The sequence below is a fragment of the Paragemmobacter ruber genome (assembly GCF_009908315.1).
In the GTDB taxonomy this organism is placed as follows: domain Bacteria; phylum Pseudomonadota; class Alphaproteobacteria; order Rhodobacterales; family Rhodobacteraceae; genus Paragemmobacter; species Paragemmobacter ruber.
Genome location: NZ_JAAATW010000003.1, coordinates 402,234 through 417,967, shown reverse-complemented (window position 1 = coordinate 417,967; position 15,734 = coordinate 402,234). Strand labels below are relative to the sequence as shown.

Sequence of the window (15,734 nt, the reverse complement as noted above, 5' to 3'; positions counted from 1 at the left end):
CAAGGGACGGGATGCGATCCCGCAACGGAAAGAGGAATGACATGAGCGACATCGCTGCACGCGTGAAGAAGATCGTCGTCGAGCATCTGGGCGTCGAAGAGGACAAGGTGACCGAGAACGCCTCGTTCATCGACGATCTGGGCGCGGATTCGCTCGACACGGTCGAACTGGTCATGGCCTTCGAGGAAGAGTTTGGGATCGAGATCCCCGATGACGCCGCCGAGACCATCCAGACCTTCGGCGATGCGGTGAAGTTCATCTCGGAAGCCGCCTGATCCCATCGGGTCACGGCAGAAGCGGAACGGGCGCCCCTTGCGGGCGCCCGTTTGCTTTTGGCACGTCGCAAAGGGGCGCGCAGAATCGGCGCTGCCGCGCCGAGGATGGAAGCATCAGCAGGGAGCAGATGATGGCCAGTCTCGGTGCGATGTTTGGGGCGGAAGAGGTGAATACGTTCATGGGCTTGCCCGGCTGCCCCGATCTGGCGCGGCCCGGCGCGGGGATCGTCTTGATGGGGGCGGCGGGGTGCACGCCTTATCCTTCGGTGGGATTTTACTGCGGCGGGGGGCCTGCGGCGATCCGGGCGGCGGGGGCGGCCTATGCGGCGAACCTTGCGCATATGAATTTCGATCTGGGCGGCCCGATCCTGCCGGAGGGTACAGCGGCGGTGGATGCGGGCGATGTGCCCGTGTCGGAGGCCGATCCGGAGGGCAACCGCGCGCGGCTGCGTTCGGCGGTGGGGCAGGTGCTGGCGGCGGGGGCGGTGCCGGTGCTGATCGGGGGGGATGACTCGATCCCCATTCCGATGTTGCAGGCGCTGGGTGAGGCGGGGCGGCGGGTGACGATCCTGCAGATCGACGCGCATATCGACTGGCGCGACGAGGTGCAGGGGGAGCGGTGGGGGCTGTCCTCGACCATGCGGCGGGCGAGCGAGATGGCCCATGTGGAGCGGATTGTTCAGGTGGGCCAACGCGGTATCGGATCGGCGCGGATGGGCGACGTGGCCGATGCGCTGGCCTCGGGGGTGGAGTTCGTACCGGCGGGCGAGGTGGCGCGGGCGGGCGTCTGGCGGGCGGTGGACCTGATCCCGGAGGGGGCGGAGGTGGTGATCTGTCTGGATGTCGATGCGCTGGATCCCGGCGTGATGCCCGCCGTCATCGGGCGGACGGCGGGGGGATTGAGCTACTGGCAGGTGATGGAATTGATCGGGGCTGTGGCCGAAAAGGGGCGGATCGTGGCCTTTGACATGGTGGAGTTCATGCCCGAGCGCGACATTGACGGGCTGGGGGCGATGGTGGCGGCGCAGCTTCTGGCGGGGGCGATGGGGGTGATTGCGCGGCAGGGCTAAGGCGCTGCGGACGCTGGATTAATGCCGGAAAACGGGGCGCTGCGGGCATGCAGGAACGCGTGCAGGAAGGCGTGCAGACGGGCATGCAGACGCGCGCCGTGTTTTCCGGGCGTTAAGGTTAACGCTGGTCGGGAGAGTCGCGACGGTTGAGTGCGTCGCGGGGGCAGGCGCGCCCTGCTGGAGGGGGCGCGTTGACGGGCTGTGACCGGAGGCTGTTTGCCCGGCCTGGCGGATGGGGCGCGGCTGGCCTGCAGGGCGGCATGCAGGCGGGAAGGCAAACGCGCGCCGTGTTCTTGGGGCGTTAAGGTTAACGCTAGTCGCGAGCGTCGCGGCGGTTGAGTGCGTCGCTGGGTCAGGCGCGCCCTGCTGGAGGGGGCGGGCTGGTGGGCTGTGACCGGGGTGTGTTTGCCCGGCGAGGCGGATGGGGCGCGGGGGGGCAGGGTCTTGGGTTGGGGCGGGATGCCGGGACCGTGGCGGCGCGTCTTGATCAACAACGAGGAGGGCGGGCGCCAGAGTGGCCGGTTGCGCGCGCTGCGGGTGTCTGATGCGCAGGCGGTGCGGGCAGATCTTCGGGGCTGTCACGCTGCTGGGCGGGCCGTGCTGGGCGTTTGCAGGCAACCTTGAGGAGCGGAGATGGCGGCGGGCGACGCGAAGCGCGACGATCGCAGTGGATGCCGGGTGCTGCCCCATCTTCAACGCGGGAATGGTCGCCGGGGTTTCGGAGTGATCGCGGCCTGATGGTCAAGCATCGCACCGGATTGCGGGGGCTTTGGTCCTGACGGATGTGGGCATGAGGGCCTTGAGCAAACGGGGCTTGGCTTTGCAGGGGGTGCGATGGGGGGGGGCTGGTTGGAAAGCTGCGCAGCGGGATGCGGCGGATGGTCAGGGTGCGGTCGGCCAGCGGCGCAGGGCGGCAGGCGGTTGGAGGGGCTCGCCGGGGCGAGGCGTTCAGGGCAGGCGCCATTCCAGAACGGGCAACCCGCGCCCGGGGATGGCGTCGGAGGGGGCGGTGTCGGTGCGGATGGCCCCTTGGGTGCGTCAGAAGGCTTTGGCCTGGGGATCGGACAGAACGCGGAGGCGGCGCGTGCCTTCGCTGCGGCCAAGGGTGAGGGCGTGGTGGAGAAGCGCCTTGCCATGGCCCATGCCCCTATGCGGGGGATCGACGAAGGGACGGACAAGCCCTGCCGTGCCGTGCCGATCCGTTGCAGAAAGGGCCATGACCGCGCCCGGTGTTTGCGGACTCGCGCCCCTGGCCGGGATGGGTGGCACGAGGGTCGATACCCAGACCCGCCCCAAGGCCAGAAGAGCGGCAGGGGTGGCAAGATGGAGGGCGGCCTGTGCGAGGAAGGTGGCGGACTGGATCGAGGGCGTGGTCAGGGCAGGGCGGATCGGCCGGGGAGGGATCTGCCGTGCCGTAGGTGCGATGGCAAGCGGCGGATCGGCTTTCGCGCGAGGGATGGTCGGCAGGCCATGCGTGGCGGGCGCAGATAGGCGGTGCGTGGGGCGCGACGGGTGGTGTTGGAGCGGCAGCGGCGCGGTGAGGGTGGCCGGGGCCCATTCGACATGCCGGTGGGATGGCTTGGGGGCCTATGCCCCCCGCGCGCGGTCAAGATAAGCGGCGAGTGGCATGTGGCGCGGCGGCGGGGTGGCCCCCGTGTTGCACGGCCCGCCCCCCCCGTGTATCACCCGGGCAGGCATGCGTTCATGGAGGGGCCGAATGCGTCGGGTTGTCATCACGGGTCTGGGTCTGGTCACGCCGCTGGCTTGCGGGGTGGAGGAAACCTGGAGCCGTCTGCTGGCGGGCAAGTCCGGGGCGCGGGCGATCACGCGGTTCGATCCTGCGAATGTGGTGACGCAATATGCCTGCGAGATTCCCTTCGGCGATGGCAGCGATGGCAGCTTCAATCCCGATGACTGGATGGAACCCAAGGACCGCCGCAAGGTGGATGACTTCATCCTCTACGGCATGGCGGCGGCAACGCAGGCCGTGCGGGATGCGGGATGGGAGCCGCAGGATGAGGAAAGCCGGTTGCGGACCGGCGTGATGATCGGATCGGGGATCGGGGGGCTGACCTCGATTGCCGAGACGGCGGTGCTGATCAAGGAGAAGGGGCCAAAGCGGGTGTCGCCCTTCTTTATCCCCGGCGCGCTGATCAACCTGATCTCGGGTCAGGTGTCGATCCGCTTCGGCTTCAAGGGGCCGAACCATGCGGTGGTGACGGCCTGTTCGACGGGCGCCCATGCCATTGGCGATGCGGCGCGGCTGATCCAGTGGGGCGATGCGGATGTGATGATCGCGGGCGGGGCGGAAAGCCCCATCAGCGAGATCGGGATCGCGGGCTTCAACGCCTGCAAGGCGCTGTCCACGAAGCGGGCGGATGATCCGACCAAGGCCTCGCGCCCCTATGACGCGGATCGCGACGGGTTCGTGATGGGCGAGGGCGCGGGTGTGGTGGTGCTGGAGGAGTATGAGCACGCCAAAGCGCGCGGCGCGAAGATTTACGCCGAGGTGCTGGGCTACGGGCTGTCGGGCGATGCCTATCACATCACCGCGCCATCCGAGGATGGCGATGGCGGGTATCGGTCCATGGCGGCGGCGCTGGCGCGGGCGGGGATCACGCCGGACCGGGTGGATTATATCAATGCCCATGGCACGAGCACCATGGCCGACACGATCGAGCTGGGCGCGGTGGAGCGGCTGTTGGGCGATGCGGCGGCGGGCGCGACGATGAGTTCGACCAAATCCTCCATCGGGCATCTGTTGGGCGCGGCGGGCGCGGTGGAGGCCATCTTCTGCGTGCTGGCGATCCGCGATCAGGTGGCGCCGCCCACGATCAACCTTGATACCCCTGCCGTGCAGCCGAAGCTTGACCTTGCGCCGAACAAGGCGGTGAAGCGCAAGATCGACGTGGCGCTGTCAAACTCCTTCGGGTTTGGTGGCACCAATGCCAGCCTCGTGCTGGGTAAGGTTGCAGGCTGATGTGGCGGTCGATCGCGTCGAACGCGCTGACGCTGTTTGTCGTGCTGCTGGTCGCCATGGCCGGGCTTTTGGCCTGGGGGCGGGAAGAGTTTGCGGGACCGGGGCCGCTGGACCAGTCGATCTGTTTCCGGGTGGAGCGGGGGGCATCGCTTTCGGCGGTGAGCCGCGCGCTGGAGGAACAGGGTGCAGTCAGCGATGCGCGCATCTTCCGCATCGGGGCGGATTATTCGGGCAAGGCGGATGGGCTGAAATTCGGGTCCTACCTGGTGACGCCGGGGCAGTCGATGGCGCAGATCCTCGACAGCCTGACTGCGGGGGGGCAATCGACCTGCGGGCGTGAGGTGAATTACCGCATTTCGGTGGCGAGCGCTGAGATGGTGCTGCGCGAGCTGGACCCGGCGACGAACCGCTATGTGGAGGTGGTGGCCTTTGATCCCGCCACGGCGGCGGCGCCTGCGGAATATCTGGATGTGGCCGAGGCGGATGACATCCGCTGGCGGGTGACGCTGGCCGAGGGCGTGACAAGCTGGCAGGTGGTGGAGGCGCTGAAGCGGGCGGAGTTCCTGACGGGCGAATTGGCCGAGGTGCCGCCCGAGGGGACGCTGGCGCCGGACAGCTATGAGGTGGAGCGGGGCGCGGATCGGGCCGGGCTGCTGGCGCTTATGGCAGAGCGGCAGGCGGCGACGCTGGCCGAGCTTTGGGCGACGCGGGCGGACGGCTTGCCCTATGAGACGCCGGAAGAAGCGTTGATCATGGCCTCCATCGTGGAGAAGGAGACCGGGGTGGCCGAGGAGCGGCGGCAGGTGGCGGGGGTGTTCGTCAACCGTCTGCGGATGGGGATGCGGCTGCAGACCGATCCCACGGTGATCTATGGCGTGACGCGGGGCGAGGGCGTGCTGGGGCGCGGGCTGCGGCAGAGCGAGTTGCGGCGCGAGACGCCGTGGAACACCTATGTGATCGACGGGCTGCCGCCGACGCCGATTGCCAATCCGGGGCGGCTGTCGATCGAGGCGGCTTTGAACCCGGACACCACGGATTACCTGTATTTCGTGGCCGATGGCACGGGTGGCCATGCCTTTGCCCGCACGCTGGAAGAGCATAACGAGAATGTCGCCCGCTGGCGCGCGATCGAGCGCGAGCGGGGCGAGGAGGCGGCGACAGGGGTGCAGGACTGAGCGCCGCGCCGCAGGGATGACTGGCCGGGGGCTTGGCCGATGAGGCCAGCATCCACCTGCGGGCCTTGGGTGGTCTGGCTGTCGTTCCACCGCGCAATCCGCGGCGGTGGTGTCTGATTGGTGCCGGAGCAGAGGGGCCGCGGCAGCGGTGGGGCCCGGATTGCGGGCGCCGTGAACCTGGGTGCGCGTGGTCTTTGCCGGGAGGGCATCGCGGAGGCCGCACAGGCAACGGGGGCGATACGGGGGTCACGGGCCGGGGGGCGGCAAGGCGTTCGGGGGCTGCGAAAAGATGAAGAAAGGGTGAAGGCGGCGGTCGCTAAGGCATTGACCAGAAACGGGAAAATGCTTGACTTTGGCGGGCGGTCCGGTCTATAGATTGTTGCATGATGAGACAGGTGGGCAAGCGGCACGGGGAGACCCGGTGCCGCTTTTCCTTTTCCGCCGGAGGGCCGGCAGAGGGCGAAGTGGCAGATGCAGGATGCAAGCGGGGGTGGCGCACCCCTGACGGGGGCGGAACTGCTGGACCACGCGCTGCGCGTGTTTGACGCAGCGGCGGCGGATGTGGCGGCGGCACTGGTAGGGGTGCGGCGGAGCGGGGGCGATGGATCGCATCGCACCTTGCAGGCGGTGCGGGATCTTCAGGCGGCGCTGGCCGTCTTGATGGATGAAAGGGTGAAAATTGAAAGGCTTCGCAACCAAGTGGCCGGCGTTGTCGGGGGACGGACGCTCGACCTTGACGCGGCGCGCGATGAGATCGGGCGCCGTCTGGCTCGCCTCCGCGACGCCGGAGGTGGTGACTGAGTTCCTGCATGGCCTGAGCGAGGGCGCCTTTCTGGCGCTGCCCTGGCTGTTCGAGTTCTGGGCGTTGCCGCACCAGATCGCGCCCGATGGGGCCTGGCGGACATGGGTGATCATGGGCGGGCGCGGTGCGGGCAAGACGCGCGCCGGGGCGGAATGGGTGCGGGGGCAGGTGGAAGGGGCCGGGCCGGCCGATGCGGGGCGCGCGCGCCGCGTGGCGCTGGTGGGCGAGACGGTGGATCAAGTGCGCGAGGTGATGATCTTTGGCGAAAGTGGGATCATGGCCTGTGCGCCCCCCGACCGCCGCCCGGTCTGGGAGGCGGGGCGCAAGCGGCTGATCTGGCCGAACGGGGCGGTGGCGCAGGTGGTATCCGCCCATGATCCCGAAAGCCTGCGGGGGCCGCAATTCGATGCCGCATGGGCGGATGAATTGGCGAAATGGCCGCGCGCGCAGGAGACGTGGGACATGCTGCAATTCGCGCTGCGACTGGGCGATCTGCCGCAGGCGGTGGTGACGACGACGCCGCGCAATGTGCCGGTGCTGAAGGCGATCCTGAAGAACCCCTCCACCGTTGTGACCCATGCGCCGACAGAGGCCAATAAGGCCAATCTGGCGGCGTCCTTCCTGCATGAGATGGAGGCGCGCTATGGCGGCACACGGCGCGGGATGGAGGAGTTGGAGGGGCTGCTGGTCGAGGATGCCGAGGGGGCGCTTTGGACGCGGCAGATGATCGAGGCGGCGCAGGGCGCGGGCACCGAGGGGCTGACGCGGGTGGTGGTGGCGGTGGACCCGCCCGCCAGCGTGGGCGAGGGCGCGGATGAATGTGGCATCGTGGTGGTGGGCGCCCGGCTGGAAGGACCGCCGCAGGAATGGCGCGCCGTGGTGCTGGAGGATGCCAGCGTTCAGGGCAAGGGCGCGGCTGATTGGGCCGCCGTTGCGGTGGAGGCGTTCCGCCGCCACGGGGCCGACCGGATGGTGGCGGAGGTGAACATGGGCGGCGATCTGGTGGCCGCCGTGATCCGCCAGCAGGACCCGTTCCTGCCCCTGCGAATGGTGCGGGCGAGCAAGGGAAAATCGGTGCGCGCCGAACCCATCGCCGCGCTTTATGAGCAGGGGCGCGTGGGGCATCTGGGCGGTCTGGGCCGCCTTGAGGCGCAGATGGGGCAGATGACGCGGGCCGGCTTTGTGGGCCGGGGATCGCCGGACCGGGTGGATGCGCTGGTCTGGGCGCTGACCGATCTGATGCTGGACGCGGCGGCGGGCTGGCGGCGGCCGCAGGTGCGGACGCTCTGACTTTCGGACGAGTGGCGGGTTTTGACCTCTGGCGGCCTTGGGCCGGCCGGCAAGGGAGGCGTGGGTGATGGTGTTGCGGTTCTTGCGGAAGGCCCCGGTGGCTGTGCCTGAGGTGAAGGCAAGTGCGGTGGGGCGGGTGGTGGCCTGGGGACAGGGGGGCCGTGTGGCGTGGTCGGCGCGGGATGTGGGGAGCCTGTCGCGCAGCGGGTTCATGGGCAACCCGGTGGGGTTTCGCGCGGTGCGGCTGATTTCCGAGGCGGCGGCGGCGCTGCCTGTGGTGGTGCAGGATGCGGCACGGCGATACGAGGTGCATCCCTTGGCCGCGCTAATGGCGCGGCCCAACGCGGCGCAGGGGCGGGCGGAGCTGCTGGAGGCGATTTATGGGCAGCTTCTGCTAAGCGGGAATGCCTATCTGGAGGCGGTTCCGGGGGAGGGGGCGCTGCCCGATGAGGTGCATGTGCTGCGATCGGATCGGATGGCGGTGGTGCCGGGGGCGGATGGGTGGCCGGTGGCCTATGATTACACCGTGGCGGGGCGGACGCATCGGTTCGACATGCGGGGGCAGACGGCGCCCATCTGCCATATCCGCAGCTTCCATCCGCAGGATGACCATTACGGGTTCTCGCCGCTGCAGGCGGCGGCGGTGGCGATTGATGTGCATAACGCGGCCTCTGCCTGGTCGAAGGCGCTGCTCGACAATGCGGCGCGGCCTTCGGGGGCGATCGTCTATCGGGGCGTGGAGGGGCAATCCATGCTGACGGCCGAGCAATATGAGCGGCTGGTGGGCGAGATGGAGAGCCACCATCAGGGCGCGCGCAATGCTGGGCGGCCGATGTTGCTGGAAGGGGGGCTGGACTGGAAGCCGATGGGGTTTTCGCCCAGCGACATGGAATTCCAGCGAACCAAGGAGGCGGCGGCGCGCGAGATTGCCACGGCCTTTGGCGTGCCGCCCATGCTGCTGGGGGTTCCCGGTGATGCGACCTATGCCAACTATGCCGAGGCGAACCGCGCCTTCTATCGGCTGACGGTGCTGCCCTTGGCGGCGCGGGTCTTGGCGGCGTTGTCGCATTGGCTGGCGGGCTTTACCGGCGAGGCGGTGGAGATGCGCCCCGATCTGGACCTGATCCCGGCGCTGGCGGTGGAGCGGGATGCGGCCTGGGCGCGGGTGGCGGCGGCAGATTTCCTGACGGCGGGCGAGAAGCGCCAGGCGCTGGGGTTGCCGCCCTTGGAGGTGGAATGACGGCGCGGGGCGGGGCGGCGGGTTCAGGGGGCGGGTCGCGCTTCCTGTTCGACAGTTTCGATGCGGCCACGGCGCGGATCGAGGCCAATGAGCGGGTGGCCGAGGAACGCTGGTCGGCGCTGGATTACCGGCTGTCCCATATCGAGACGTCGCTGGAGCGGCTGGAGCGGCGGATCTGGGTGATGGTCTTTGGCGGGGCGGCCTTTCTGCTGGCGCAGGGGGCGGAGGCGTTGGTGCAGGCGGCGATGGTGAGGTGAGGGATGGAACTGGAGCGGAAGTTCACGCGCGCCGAAGGCGGGCTGGCGGTGACGGGGGCGGGGCTGGAGGGCTATGCCTCGGTCTTTGGGGTGGCGGATCAGGGGGGCGATGTGGTGCTGCCCGGCGCCTATGCGGCCAGCCTGAAGCGGCTGGCGGCAGAGGGGCGGCGGGTGAAGATGCTGTGGCAGCATGATCCGGCGCAACCCATCGGGGTGTGGGACGAGGTGCGCGAGGATGCGCGGGGGCTGTGGGTGAAGGGGCGGCTCTTGACGGATCTGGCGCAGGGGCGCGAGGCGGCGGCGCTTTTGGCGGCGGGGGCGATGGACGGATTGTCCATCGGATACAGGACGTTGCGGGCAGATCGTGATGCAAGAGGTCAGCGGCGGCTGGCAGAGGTGGAGTTGTGGGAAGTGTCGCTGGTGACATTCCCGATGCTGCCCGCGGCGCGGGTGGCGGCCAAGGCGGCGGAGGGTCTGCTGGGAGAGTTGGCGTGGGTTCTGCGCGGCGCGCGGGACAGGTTGGCGGCGCGGTGAGCGCGCCTGTTTGAGGGAAGGAACGACGATGGAAGCGAAAGCTGTGGCCGCCGGGGATGATGCCCCGCGCGGGGTGGAGGCGGTTTTGGACGTGAAGGCCGCGCTGACGGATTTTCTGAGCGAAGTCAGCGCATTTCAGGGGGAAGTGAAGGCTTTGGTGCAACAACAGGATGCGCGGATGACGATGCTGGATCGGAAGATGACGGGATATGGGCGCCCGCCCTTGGCGGTGGCCGAGACGGGGGCGCCGCATCGCAAGGCGTTCAACGCTTATGTGCGGACGGGCGATGATGACGGGCTGCGCGGGCTGGTGCTGGAAGGCAAGGCCCTGAACTCCGCCGTGGCGGCGGATGGCGGCTATCTGGTCGATCCGCAGACAGCGGAGGCGATCCGGTCGATGCTGGTGTCCACCGCATCCATCCGGGCGATCGCGCAGGTGGTGCAGGTGGAGGCGGCGTCGTTTGATGTGCTGATCGACCGGTCGGAGGTGGGATCGGGCTGGGCGACCGAGACGGCGGCACAGGCCGAAACGGCCACGCCGCTGCTGGAGCGGGTGTCGATCAAGCTGCACGAACTGTCGGCCATGCCGAAGGCGAGCCAGCGCCTGCTGGATGACAGCGCCTTTGACGTGGAGGGCTGGCTTGCGGGCAAGATCGCGACGCGGTTCCTGCGGGCGGAGTCGGCGGCCTTTGTGTCGGGCGACGGGGTGGACAAGCCCAAGGGGTTTCTGACCCCGCCCAAGGTGGCCAATGCGTCCTGGGCTTGGGGGAGCCTTGGCTATGTGCCGTCTGGCGCGGCTTCGGACTTTTCCGCAACGAATCCCGCGGATTGCATCATCAACCTCGTCTATGCGCTGGGGGCGGAATATCGCGCCAATGCGACCTTCGTTATGAATTCCAAGACGGCCGGCGCTGTGCGGAAGATGAAGGATGCCGATGGGCGTTTCCTGTGGTCGGACGGGTTGGCGGCGGGAGAGCCTGCGCGGCTGATGGGCTATGCGGTGCTGATCTGCGAGGACATGCCCGATATCGCGGCGGGCGCCCATGCCATCGCCTTTGGCGATTTCCGCGCGGGATACACCATCGCGGAGCGGCCCGATCTGCGCATCCTGCGCGATCCGTTCAGCGCCAAGCCCCATGTGCTGTTCTACGCCTCCAAGCGTGTGGGGGGTGAGGTGACAGATTTCGCGGCGATCAAGCTGTTGCGGTTTGCGGTGTCGTAAGCGGTGCCGGGGTCGGGCCGGTGGCCCGGCCCCCCTTTGGGTGTGGTTGGGGGTGCGATGATGGTGCTGGAAGAGACGGGGGTGGTGCCGGCTGCGGCGCTGCCGGTGGCGGCGCTGGCCGATCATCTGCGGCTGGGGACGGCCTTTCAGGGCGATCTGGCGCAGGCGGCGATGCTGGAGAGCCTGTTGCGCGCGGCCCTTGCGGTGGTGGAGGGCCGGACGGGCAAGGCGCTGCTGGCGCGGGAGTTTCGGATCCTGCTTGGCGCGTGGCGCGGGATTGCGGCGCAGGCGCTGCCGCTGGCGCCGGTTTCGGCCCTGGATGAGGTGGCGCTGGTGGACAGCGCGGGCGCGCGGGTCGTGCTGGAGGCGGCGCGCTACCGGCTGGAGCGGGATGCGCATCGGCCCCGGCTGGTGATGGTGGCGGGCACGTTGCCGATGATCCCGGCCAGCGGTCGGGTCGAGATCGCGCTGACGGCAGGGTTTGGCGCCGATTGGGCGGATGTGCCTGCGGACCTTCAGCAGGCGGTGATGCTGCTGGCGGCGCAGTTCTACGAGACGCGGCATGACGCGGGGGATGGGGTGGCCGGGCTGCCCTTGACCGTGCAGGCGCTGCTGGAACGGTGGCGGACGGTGCGCCTGTTGGGCGGGGGTGCGTGATGAGGGCGGTGCGGTTGACGCGGGCGCTGGTGCTGGAGGCGGCGGCGCGCGTGGCCGATGGTGCGGGCGGCTTTGCCGAGGTGTGGCAGGTGCGGGGGACGGTCTGGGCCGAGGTGCGGCCCGGTGCGGGGCGCTCGGGCAATGCGCTGGGTGCGGCGGTGGCGGTGCAGCCTTTGCGGATCGTGGTGCGCGGCCTGCCTGCGGGCCATGCGATGCGGCCCGCGGCTGGGATGCGGTTTCGCGACGGGGCGCGGCTGTTCCGCCTGCTGGCGGTGACCGAGGCGGATGCGGGCGGGCGTTTTCTGATCTGCGCGGCAGAGGAGGTATCAGGATGAGCTATGGCCTTGCGGGGGCCGTGCAGGTGGCGGTGCATGGGGCGCTGGCGGCCCATCCCGATCTGGCGGGGGTGGCGGTGATGGATGCCGTCCCGCCGGGGGGCGCGGTGGGAACCTTTGTCCTGATCGGGGCGGACGAGGTGCGCGATGCGTCGGACGTGACAGGCGCGGGGGCGGAGCACCGGGTGGAGATTTCGGTCCGGTCGGATGCGGCGGGGTTTCTGGCGGCCAAGGCTGTGGCGGCGGCGGTCTGCGGCGCGATGGAGGGGCTGGCGCTTGCCCAAGGGCGGATCGTGGGCGTGTGGTTCCAGAAGGCGAAGGCGGTGCGGTCGGACGATGGTGCGGAGCGGCGGGTCGATCTGACCTTTCGGTTGCGGGTAGAGGCATGAGGAGCGCGTGATGGCGGTGCAGAACGGCAAGGATTTGCTTTTGAAGGTGGATCTGACCGGGGACGGGCAGTTCGAGACGGTGGCGGGGCTGCGCGCGACGCGGATCAGCTTCAACGCCGAGACGGTGGATGTGACCAGTCTGGAAAGCGCGGGGGGCTGGCGCGAATTGCTGGCGGGCGCGGGCGTGCGGTCGGCGCAGGTGAGCGGGGCGGGGGTGTTCCGCGATGCGGACACCGACGCGCGGGCGCGGCAGATCTTCTTTGATGGCGAGATGCCAGGGTTTCAGGTGATCATCCCCGATTTCGGCGTGGTGGAGGGGCCGTTCCAGATCACCGCGATCGAATATGCCGGAAGTTTCAATGGCGAGGCGACCTATGAGCTTTCGCTCGCCTCGGCCGGGGCTTTGACCTTTACGGCGCTGTGATGGCCAATCCTTGGGCGGGCGAGGTGGAGGTGCTGCTCGATGGGCGGCCGCATGTGGCGCGGCTGACGCTGGGGGCGCTGGCCGAGCTGGAGGCGGGCCTGGGCGAGGGGTCGCTTATGGATCTGGTGGCGCGGTTCGAGGCGGGGCGATTTTCCAGCCGCGATGTGCTGGCCCTGCTGGTGGCGGGCTTGCGCGGGGGCGGCTGGCAGGGCCGCGCGGGCGATCTGATGACGGTGGAGATCGGCGGCGGCCCGGTGGGGGCGGCGCGGGCGGCGGCAGAGTTGCTGGCGCGGGCCTTTGCGCTGCCCGGGGATGGCGCGTGATTGATTGGGCCGGGTTGATGCGGGCAGGGATCGGCGGGCTGCGGCTGGACCCGGCGCTGTTCTGGCGACTGACGCCGGCAGAATTGCGGCTGATGCTGGGGCTGGAGGTGGCGGTGCCGCCCCTGACGCGGGCACGGCTGGCGGAACTTGTGGCGGCTTTTCCTGATGGAGGGATGACGGATGGCGGAAGTGGAGGCGCTGGCGGCGCTGGAGGCGCGGATGGAGGGGGCGCTGCCGGTGGCGGCGGCCTTTGAGGCGGAACTGGCGCGGCTGTCGCAGACCATGCTGTTCACGGGGCGCGAGGTGACATCGCTTTCCGGTGCCCTGGGTGGGGGGCTGCGGCGGGCCTTCGACGGGGTGATGTTTGACGGGATGCGCCTGTCGGATGCCTTGCGCGGTGTGGCGGCGAGCATGGCGGCATCGGTCTATGCGGTGGCGATGCGGCCCGTGCAAACCGCGATCGGCGGGGCTTTGGCCGAGGGGATCAACGGGATGCTGTCGGGGGTGCTGCCTTTTGCCAAGGGGGGCGCGTTTTCGCAGGGCAGGGTGACGCCTTTCGCCCATGGCGGGGTGGTGGCGTCGCCTGCCGTCTTTCCGATGCGGGGTGGGATCGGGTTGATGGGCGAGGCGGGGCCGGAGGCGATCTTGCCCCTGGCGCGGGGCGCAGATGGGCGGCTGGGCGTGCAGGCGGGCGGCGGGGCGGCGCGGCCGGTGACGGTGGTGATGAACATCGCGACGCCGGATGTGGCGGGGTTCCAGAGGAGCCAGAGCCAGATCGCGGCGCAGGCGGCGCGGGCCTTGGCGCGCGGGCAGAGAAACAGGTGAGGGGTGGGCATGGGTTTCCATGAGGTGCGGTTTCCGGCGAATCTGAGCTTTGGCTCCACCGGCGGGCCGGAGCGGCGGACAGAGATCGTCACGCTGGCCAACGGGTACGAGGAGCGCAACACGCCCTGGGCGCAATCGCGGCGGCGCTATGATGCGGGGCTGGGCCTGCGGTCGCTGGACGACGTGGCCGCGCTGCTGGGTTTCTTCGAGGCGCGGCGGGGGCAGTTGTTCGGGTTTCGTTGGAAGGATTGGGCGGATTTCAAATCCTGCAGGCCGTCGGGGAAGGTGTCCGATCTGGATCAGGCCATCGGAACCGGGGACGGGGCGGCGACGGTGTTTCAACTGGCCAAGACCTATGACCCGGAGGGCCATGCTTTTCACCGCCCGATCCTGAAGCCGGTGGCGGGTACGGTGGTGGTGGCGGTGGCGGGGAACCGGCAGGTGGAGACGGTGGATTACGTGCTGGATGCGGCGGTGGGGACGGTGACCTTTGTCCTGCCACCAGATGTGGGCACAGCGGTGACGGCGGGGTTTGAATTCGACGTGCCAGTGCGGTTCGACACGGACCGGATCGCGGTATCGGTCGCGTCGTTTCAGGCGGGCGAGGTGCCTTCGGTGCCGGTGGTGGAGGTGCGGCTGTGAGCGGGCTGGCGGATCATCTGGCGGGGGGGATCACCACCACCTGCCTGTGCTGGGCGGTGACGCGGCGGGACGGGGTGGAAATGGGGTTCACCGACCATGACCGCGATCTGGCCTTCGAGGGGGTGACGTTCCGCGCGGGGACCGGGCTTACGGCGCGGGCGCTGGCGCAGGTGGCCGGGCTGGCGGTGGACAATTCCGAGGCGGTGGGGGCGCTGTCGGATGCGGGCGTGCGGGCCGAGGATATCACCGCGGGCCGGTTCGACGGGGCGGCGGTGCGGCTGTGGCAGGTGAACTGGCAGGATGTGGCGGCGCGCGAGATGCGCTTTCGCGGCACGCTTGGCGAGGTGACGCAGGCGGGGGCAGAGTTCCGGGCGGAATTGCGGGGCCTTAGCGAGGCGTTGAACCGCACGGAGGGGCGGGTGTTGCAGCCGGGCTGCGATGCCGTGCTGGGGGATGCGCGCTGTGGGGTGGACCTGTCATTGCCGGAGTTTGGCGGGGTGTTCGCGGTAGAGGCCGTGCGCGAGGGCCGGGTGCTGGTGCTGGCCCTTGCGGGCGGGTTCGCGGCGGGGTGGTTCGCGCAAGGCACGCTGCGCATCTTGGACGGGGCGGCGGCGGGTCTGAGTGGATCGGTGAAGCGGGACGCGGTGGAGGATGGGCTGCGTCTGGTGGAATTGTGGGAGGAACCCGCGATCCTGCCCGCGCCGGGGGACCGGGTCGATCTGCGCGCCGGCTGTGACCGGATGGCGGAGACGTGTCGTTCTAAATTCAGCAATTTCATGAATTTCCGGGGCTTTCCGCATGTGCCGGATGAGGATTGGATCACCGCATCGCCCCGCCGCAGCATGCGCACGGGCGCGGCGTGAGCGCGCGGATCGTGGCGGCCGCGCGCGGTTGGATCGGGACGCCCTATGTGCATCAGGCCAGTGCGAAAGGCGCAGGCACGGATTGCCTTGGCCTGTTACGGGGGGTGTGGCGCGAGGTGCTGGGGGCAGAGCCCGAGGCGGTGCCGCCCTATACGCCTGACTGGTCCGAGGCCGCGCGGCGCGAGGATCTGTGGGCGGCGGCGGGGCGCTGGCTGATCCCGCTGCCGCCGGGGCGCGCGGGGCCGGGGCAGGTGCTGTTGTTCCGGATGCGGCAGGGGGCGGTGGCCAAGCATCTGGGGATTTCGGTGCCGGCTGCGCAGGGTGAGGCGTTTGTCCATGCCTATACCGGGCATGGGGTGGTGGAGAGCTCGCTTAGCGCGCCTTGGGCGCGGCGGATCGTGGGGCGGTTCGCCTTTCCAATTCAGGAGTGA

Annotated in this window: 21 protein-coding genes; 20 read left to right on the top strand and 1 reads right to left on the bottom strand. The window is 69.5% G+C overall.

Going from position 1 to position 15,734, the window contains the following annotated elements:
- Nucleotides 1–41 precede the first annotated feature (41 nt).
- Nucleotides 42–275 carry an acyl carrier protein gene (locus GU920_RS14235; RefSeq protein WP_023666215.1) on the top strand — a complete coding sequence of 78 codons (234 nt, stop codon included), beginning with the start codon at nucleotides 42–44 and terminating at the stop codon, nucleotides 273–275.
- A gap of 131 nt (nucleotides 276–406) precedes the next feature.
- Nucleotides 407–1,345, top strand: a complete 939-nt coding sequence (locus GU920_RS14230) for an arginase family protein (RefSeq protein ID WP_161767743.1) — start codon at nucleotides 407–409, stop codon at nucleotides 1,343–1,345.
- A gap of 1,038 nt (nucleotides 1,346–2,383) precedes the next feature.
- On the opposite strand, the gene GU920_RS14225 is transcribed toward GU920_RS14230, so the two are convergent.
- A complete protein-coding gene (locus GU920_RS14225; protein WP_161767742.1) occupies nucleotides 2,384–2,563 on the bottom strand; it encodes a GNAT family N-acetyltransferase in 180 nt (59 codons plus the stop codon).
- Between the two features lie 499 nt (nucleotides 2,564–3,062).
- Between GU920_RS14225 and fabF the strand changes: the two genes are divergently transcribed.
- The 18 genes from fabF to GU920_RS14135 all read left to right on the top strand — a co-directional run bounded on the left by fabF (nucleotide 3,063) and on the right by GU920_RS14135 (nucleotide 15,734).
- Nucleotides 3,063–4,325: a beta-ketoacyl-ACP synthase II gene (fabF, locus tag GU920_RS14220; RefSeq protein ID WP_161767741.1), complete on the top strand. Its 1,263-nt coding sequence runs from the start codon at nucleotides 3,063–3,065 to the stop codon at nucleotides 4,323–4,325.
- Nucleotides 4,325–5,500, top strand: a complete 1,176-nt coding sequence (gene mltG, locus GU920_RS14215) for an endolytic transglycosylase MltG (protein WP_161767740.1) — start codon at nucleotides 4,325–4,327, stop codon at nucleotides 5,498–5,500. Before fabF ends, mltG begins: the two co-directional genes overlap by 1 nt.
- Nucleotides 5,501–5,971: 471 nt before the next feature.
- Nucleotides 5,972–6,301 carry a hypothetical protein gene (locus GU920_RS14210; protein ID WP_161767739.1) on the top strand — a complete coding sequence of 110 codons (330 nt, stop codon included), beginning with the start codon at nucleotides 5,972–5,974 and terminating at the stop codon, nucleotides 6,299–6,301.
- Nucleotides 6,249–7,592: a DNA-packaging protein gene (locus GU920_RS14205; protein WP_161767738.1), complete on the top strand. Its 1,344-nt coding sequence runs from the start codon at nucleotides 6,249–6,251 to the stop codon at nucleotides 7,590–7,592. Before GU920_RS14210 ends, GU920_RS14205 begins: the two co-directional genes overlap by 53 nt.
- 67 nt (nucleotides 7,593–7,659) lie before the next feature.
- Nucleotides 7,660–8,832 carry a phage portal protein gene (locus GU920_RS14200; protein WP_161767737.1) on the top strand — a complete coding sequence of 391 codons (1,173 nt, stop codon included), beginning with the start codon at nucleotides 7,660–7,662 and terminating at the stop codon, nucleotides 8,830–8,832.
- Complete coding sequence (locus GU920_RS14195) at nucleotides 8,829–9,089, top strand: GTA head formation protein, RCAP_rcc01685 family (RefSeq protein WP_161767736.1); 261 nt, start codon at nucleotides 8,829–8,831, stop codon at nucleotides 9,087–9,089. Before GU920_RS14200 ends, GU920_RS14195 begins: the two co-directional genes overlap by 4 nt.
- A gap of 3 nt (nucleotides 9,090–9,092) precedes the next feature.
- Nucleotides 9,093–9,623, top strand: a complete 531-nt coding sequence (locus GU920_RS14190; protein ID WP_161767735.1) for an HK97 family phage prohead protease — start codon at nucleotides 9,093–9,095, stop codon at nucleotides 9,621–9,623.
- Between the two features lie 28 nt (nucleotides 9,624–9,651).
- Complete coding sequence (locus GU920_RS14185; RefSeq protein ID WP_161767734.1) at nucleotides 9,652–10,845, top strand: phage major capsid protein; 1,194 nt, start codon at nucleotides 9,652–9,654, stop codon at nucleotides 10,843–10,845.
- 57 nt (nucleotides 10,846–10,902) lie between these two features.
- Nucleotides 10,903–11,502 carry a head-tail connector protein gene (locus tag GU920_RS14180; RefSeq protein WP_161767733.1) on the top strand — a complete coding sequence of 200 codons (600 nt, stop codon included), beginning with the start codon at nucleotides 10,903–10,905 and terminating at the stop codon, nucleotides 11,500–11,502.
- Nucleotides 11,502–11,837 (top strand): head-tail adaptor protein, encoded by a 336-nt coding sequence (locus GU920_RS14175; protein ID WP_161767732.1) that lies wholly within the window; start codon nucleotides 11,502–11,504, stop codon nucleotides 11,835–11,837. The genes GU920_RS14180 and GU920_RS14175 overlap by 1 nt, the downstream gene beginning before the upstream one ends.
- Nucleotides 11,834–12,226, top strand: coding sequence for a DUF3168 domain-containing protein (locus tag GU920_RS14170; protein ID WP_161767731.1), 393 nt, complete (start codon nucleotides 11,834–11,836; stop codon nucleotides 12,224–12,226). Before GU920_RS14175 ends, GU920_RS14170 begins: the two co-directional genes overlap by 4 nt.
- Nucleotides 12,227–12,236: 10 nt before the next feature.
- Nucleotides 12,237–12,650 carry a phage major tail protein, TP901-1 family gene (locus tag GU920_RS14165; RefSeq protein WP_161767730.1) on the top strand — a complete coding sequence of 138 codons (414 nt, stop codon included), beginning with the start codon at nucleotides 12,237–12,239 and terminating at the stop codon, nucleotides 12,648–12,650.
- On the top strand, nucleotides 12,650–12,973 hold the full coding sequence (locus GU920_RS14160) for a gene transfer agent family protein (protein WP_161767729.1): 324 nt from the start codon (nucleotides 12,650–12,652) through the stop codon (nucleotides 12,971–12,973). The genes GU920_RS14165 and GU920_RS14160 overlap by 1 nt, the downstream gene beginning before the upstream one ends.
- Complete coding sequence (locus GU920_RS14155) at nucleotides 12,970–13,227, top strand: rcc01693 family protein (protein WP_394351565.1); 258 nt, start codon at nucleotides 12,970–12,972, stop codon at nucleotides 13,225–13,227. The genes GU920_RS14160 and GU920_RS14155 overlap by 4 nt, the downstream gene beginning before the upstream one ends.
- Nucleotides 13,154–13,798, top strand: coding sequence for a phage tail tape measure protein (locus GU920_RS14150; RefSeq protein ID WP_161767728.1), 645 nt, complete (start codon nucleotides 13,154–13,156; stop codon nucleotides 13,796–13,798). Before GU920_RS14155 ends, GU920_RS14150 begins: the two co-directional genes overlap by 74 nt.
- 9 nt (nucleotides 13,799–13,807) lie before the next feature.
- Complete coding sequence (locus tag GU920_RS14145; protein ID WP_161767727.1) at nucleotides 13,808–14,440, top strand: DUF2460 domain-containing protein; 633 nt, start codon at nucleotides 13,808–13,810, stop codon at nucleotides 14,438–14,440.
- Complete coding sequence (locus GU920_RS14140; RefSeq protein ID WP_161767726.1) at nucleotides 14,437–15,303, top strand: DUF2163 domain-containing protein; 867 nt, start codon at nucleotides 14,437–14,439, stop codon at nucleotides 15,301–15,303. The genes GU920_RS14145 and GU920_RS14140 overlap by 4 nt, the downstream gene beginning before the upstream one ends.
- Nucleotides 15,300–15,734 (top strand): NlpC/P60 family protein, encoded by a 435-nt coding sequence (locus GU920_RS14135; protein WP_161767725.1) that lies wholly within the window; start codon nucleotides 15,300–15,302, stop codon nucleotides 15,732–15,734. Before GU920_RS14140 ends, GU920_RS14135 begins: the two co-directional genes overlap by 4 nt.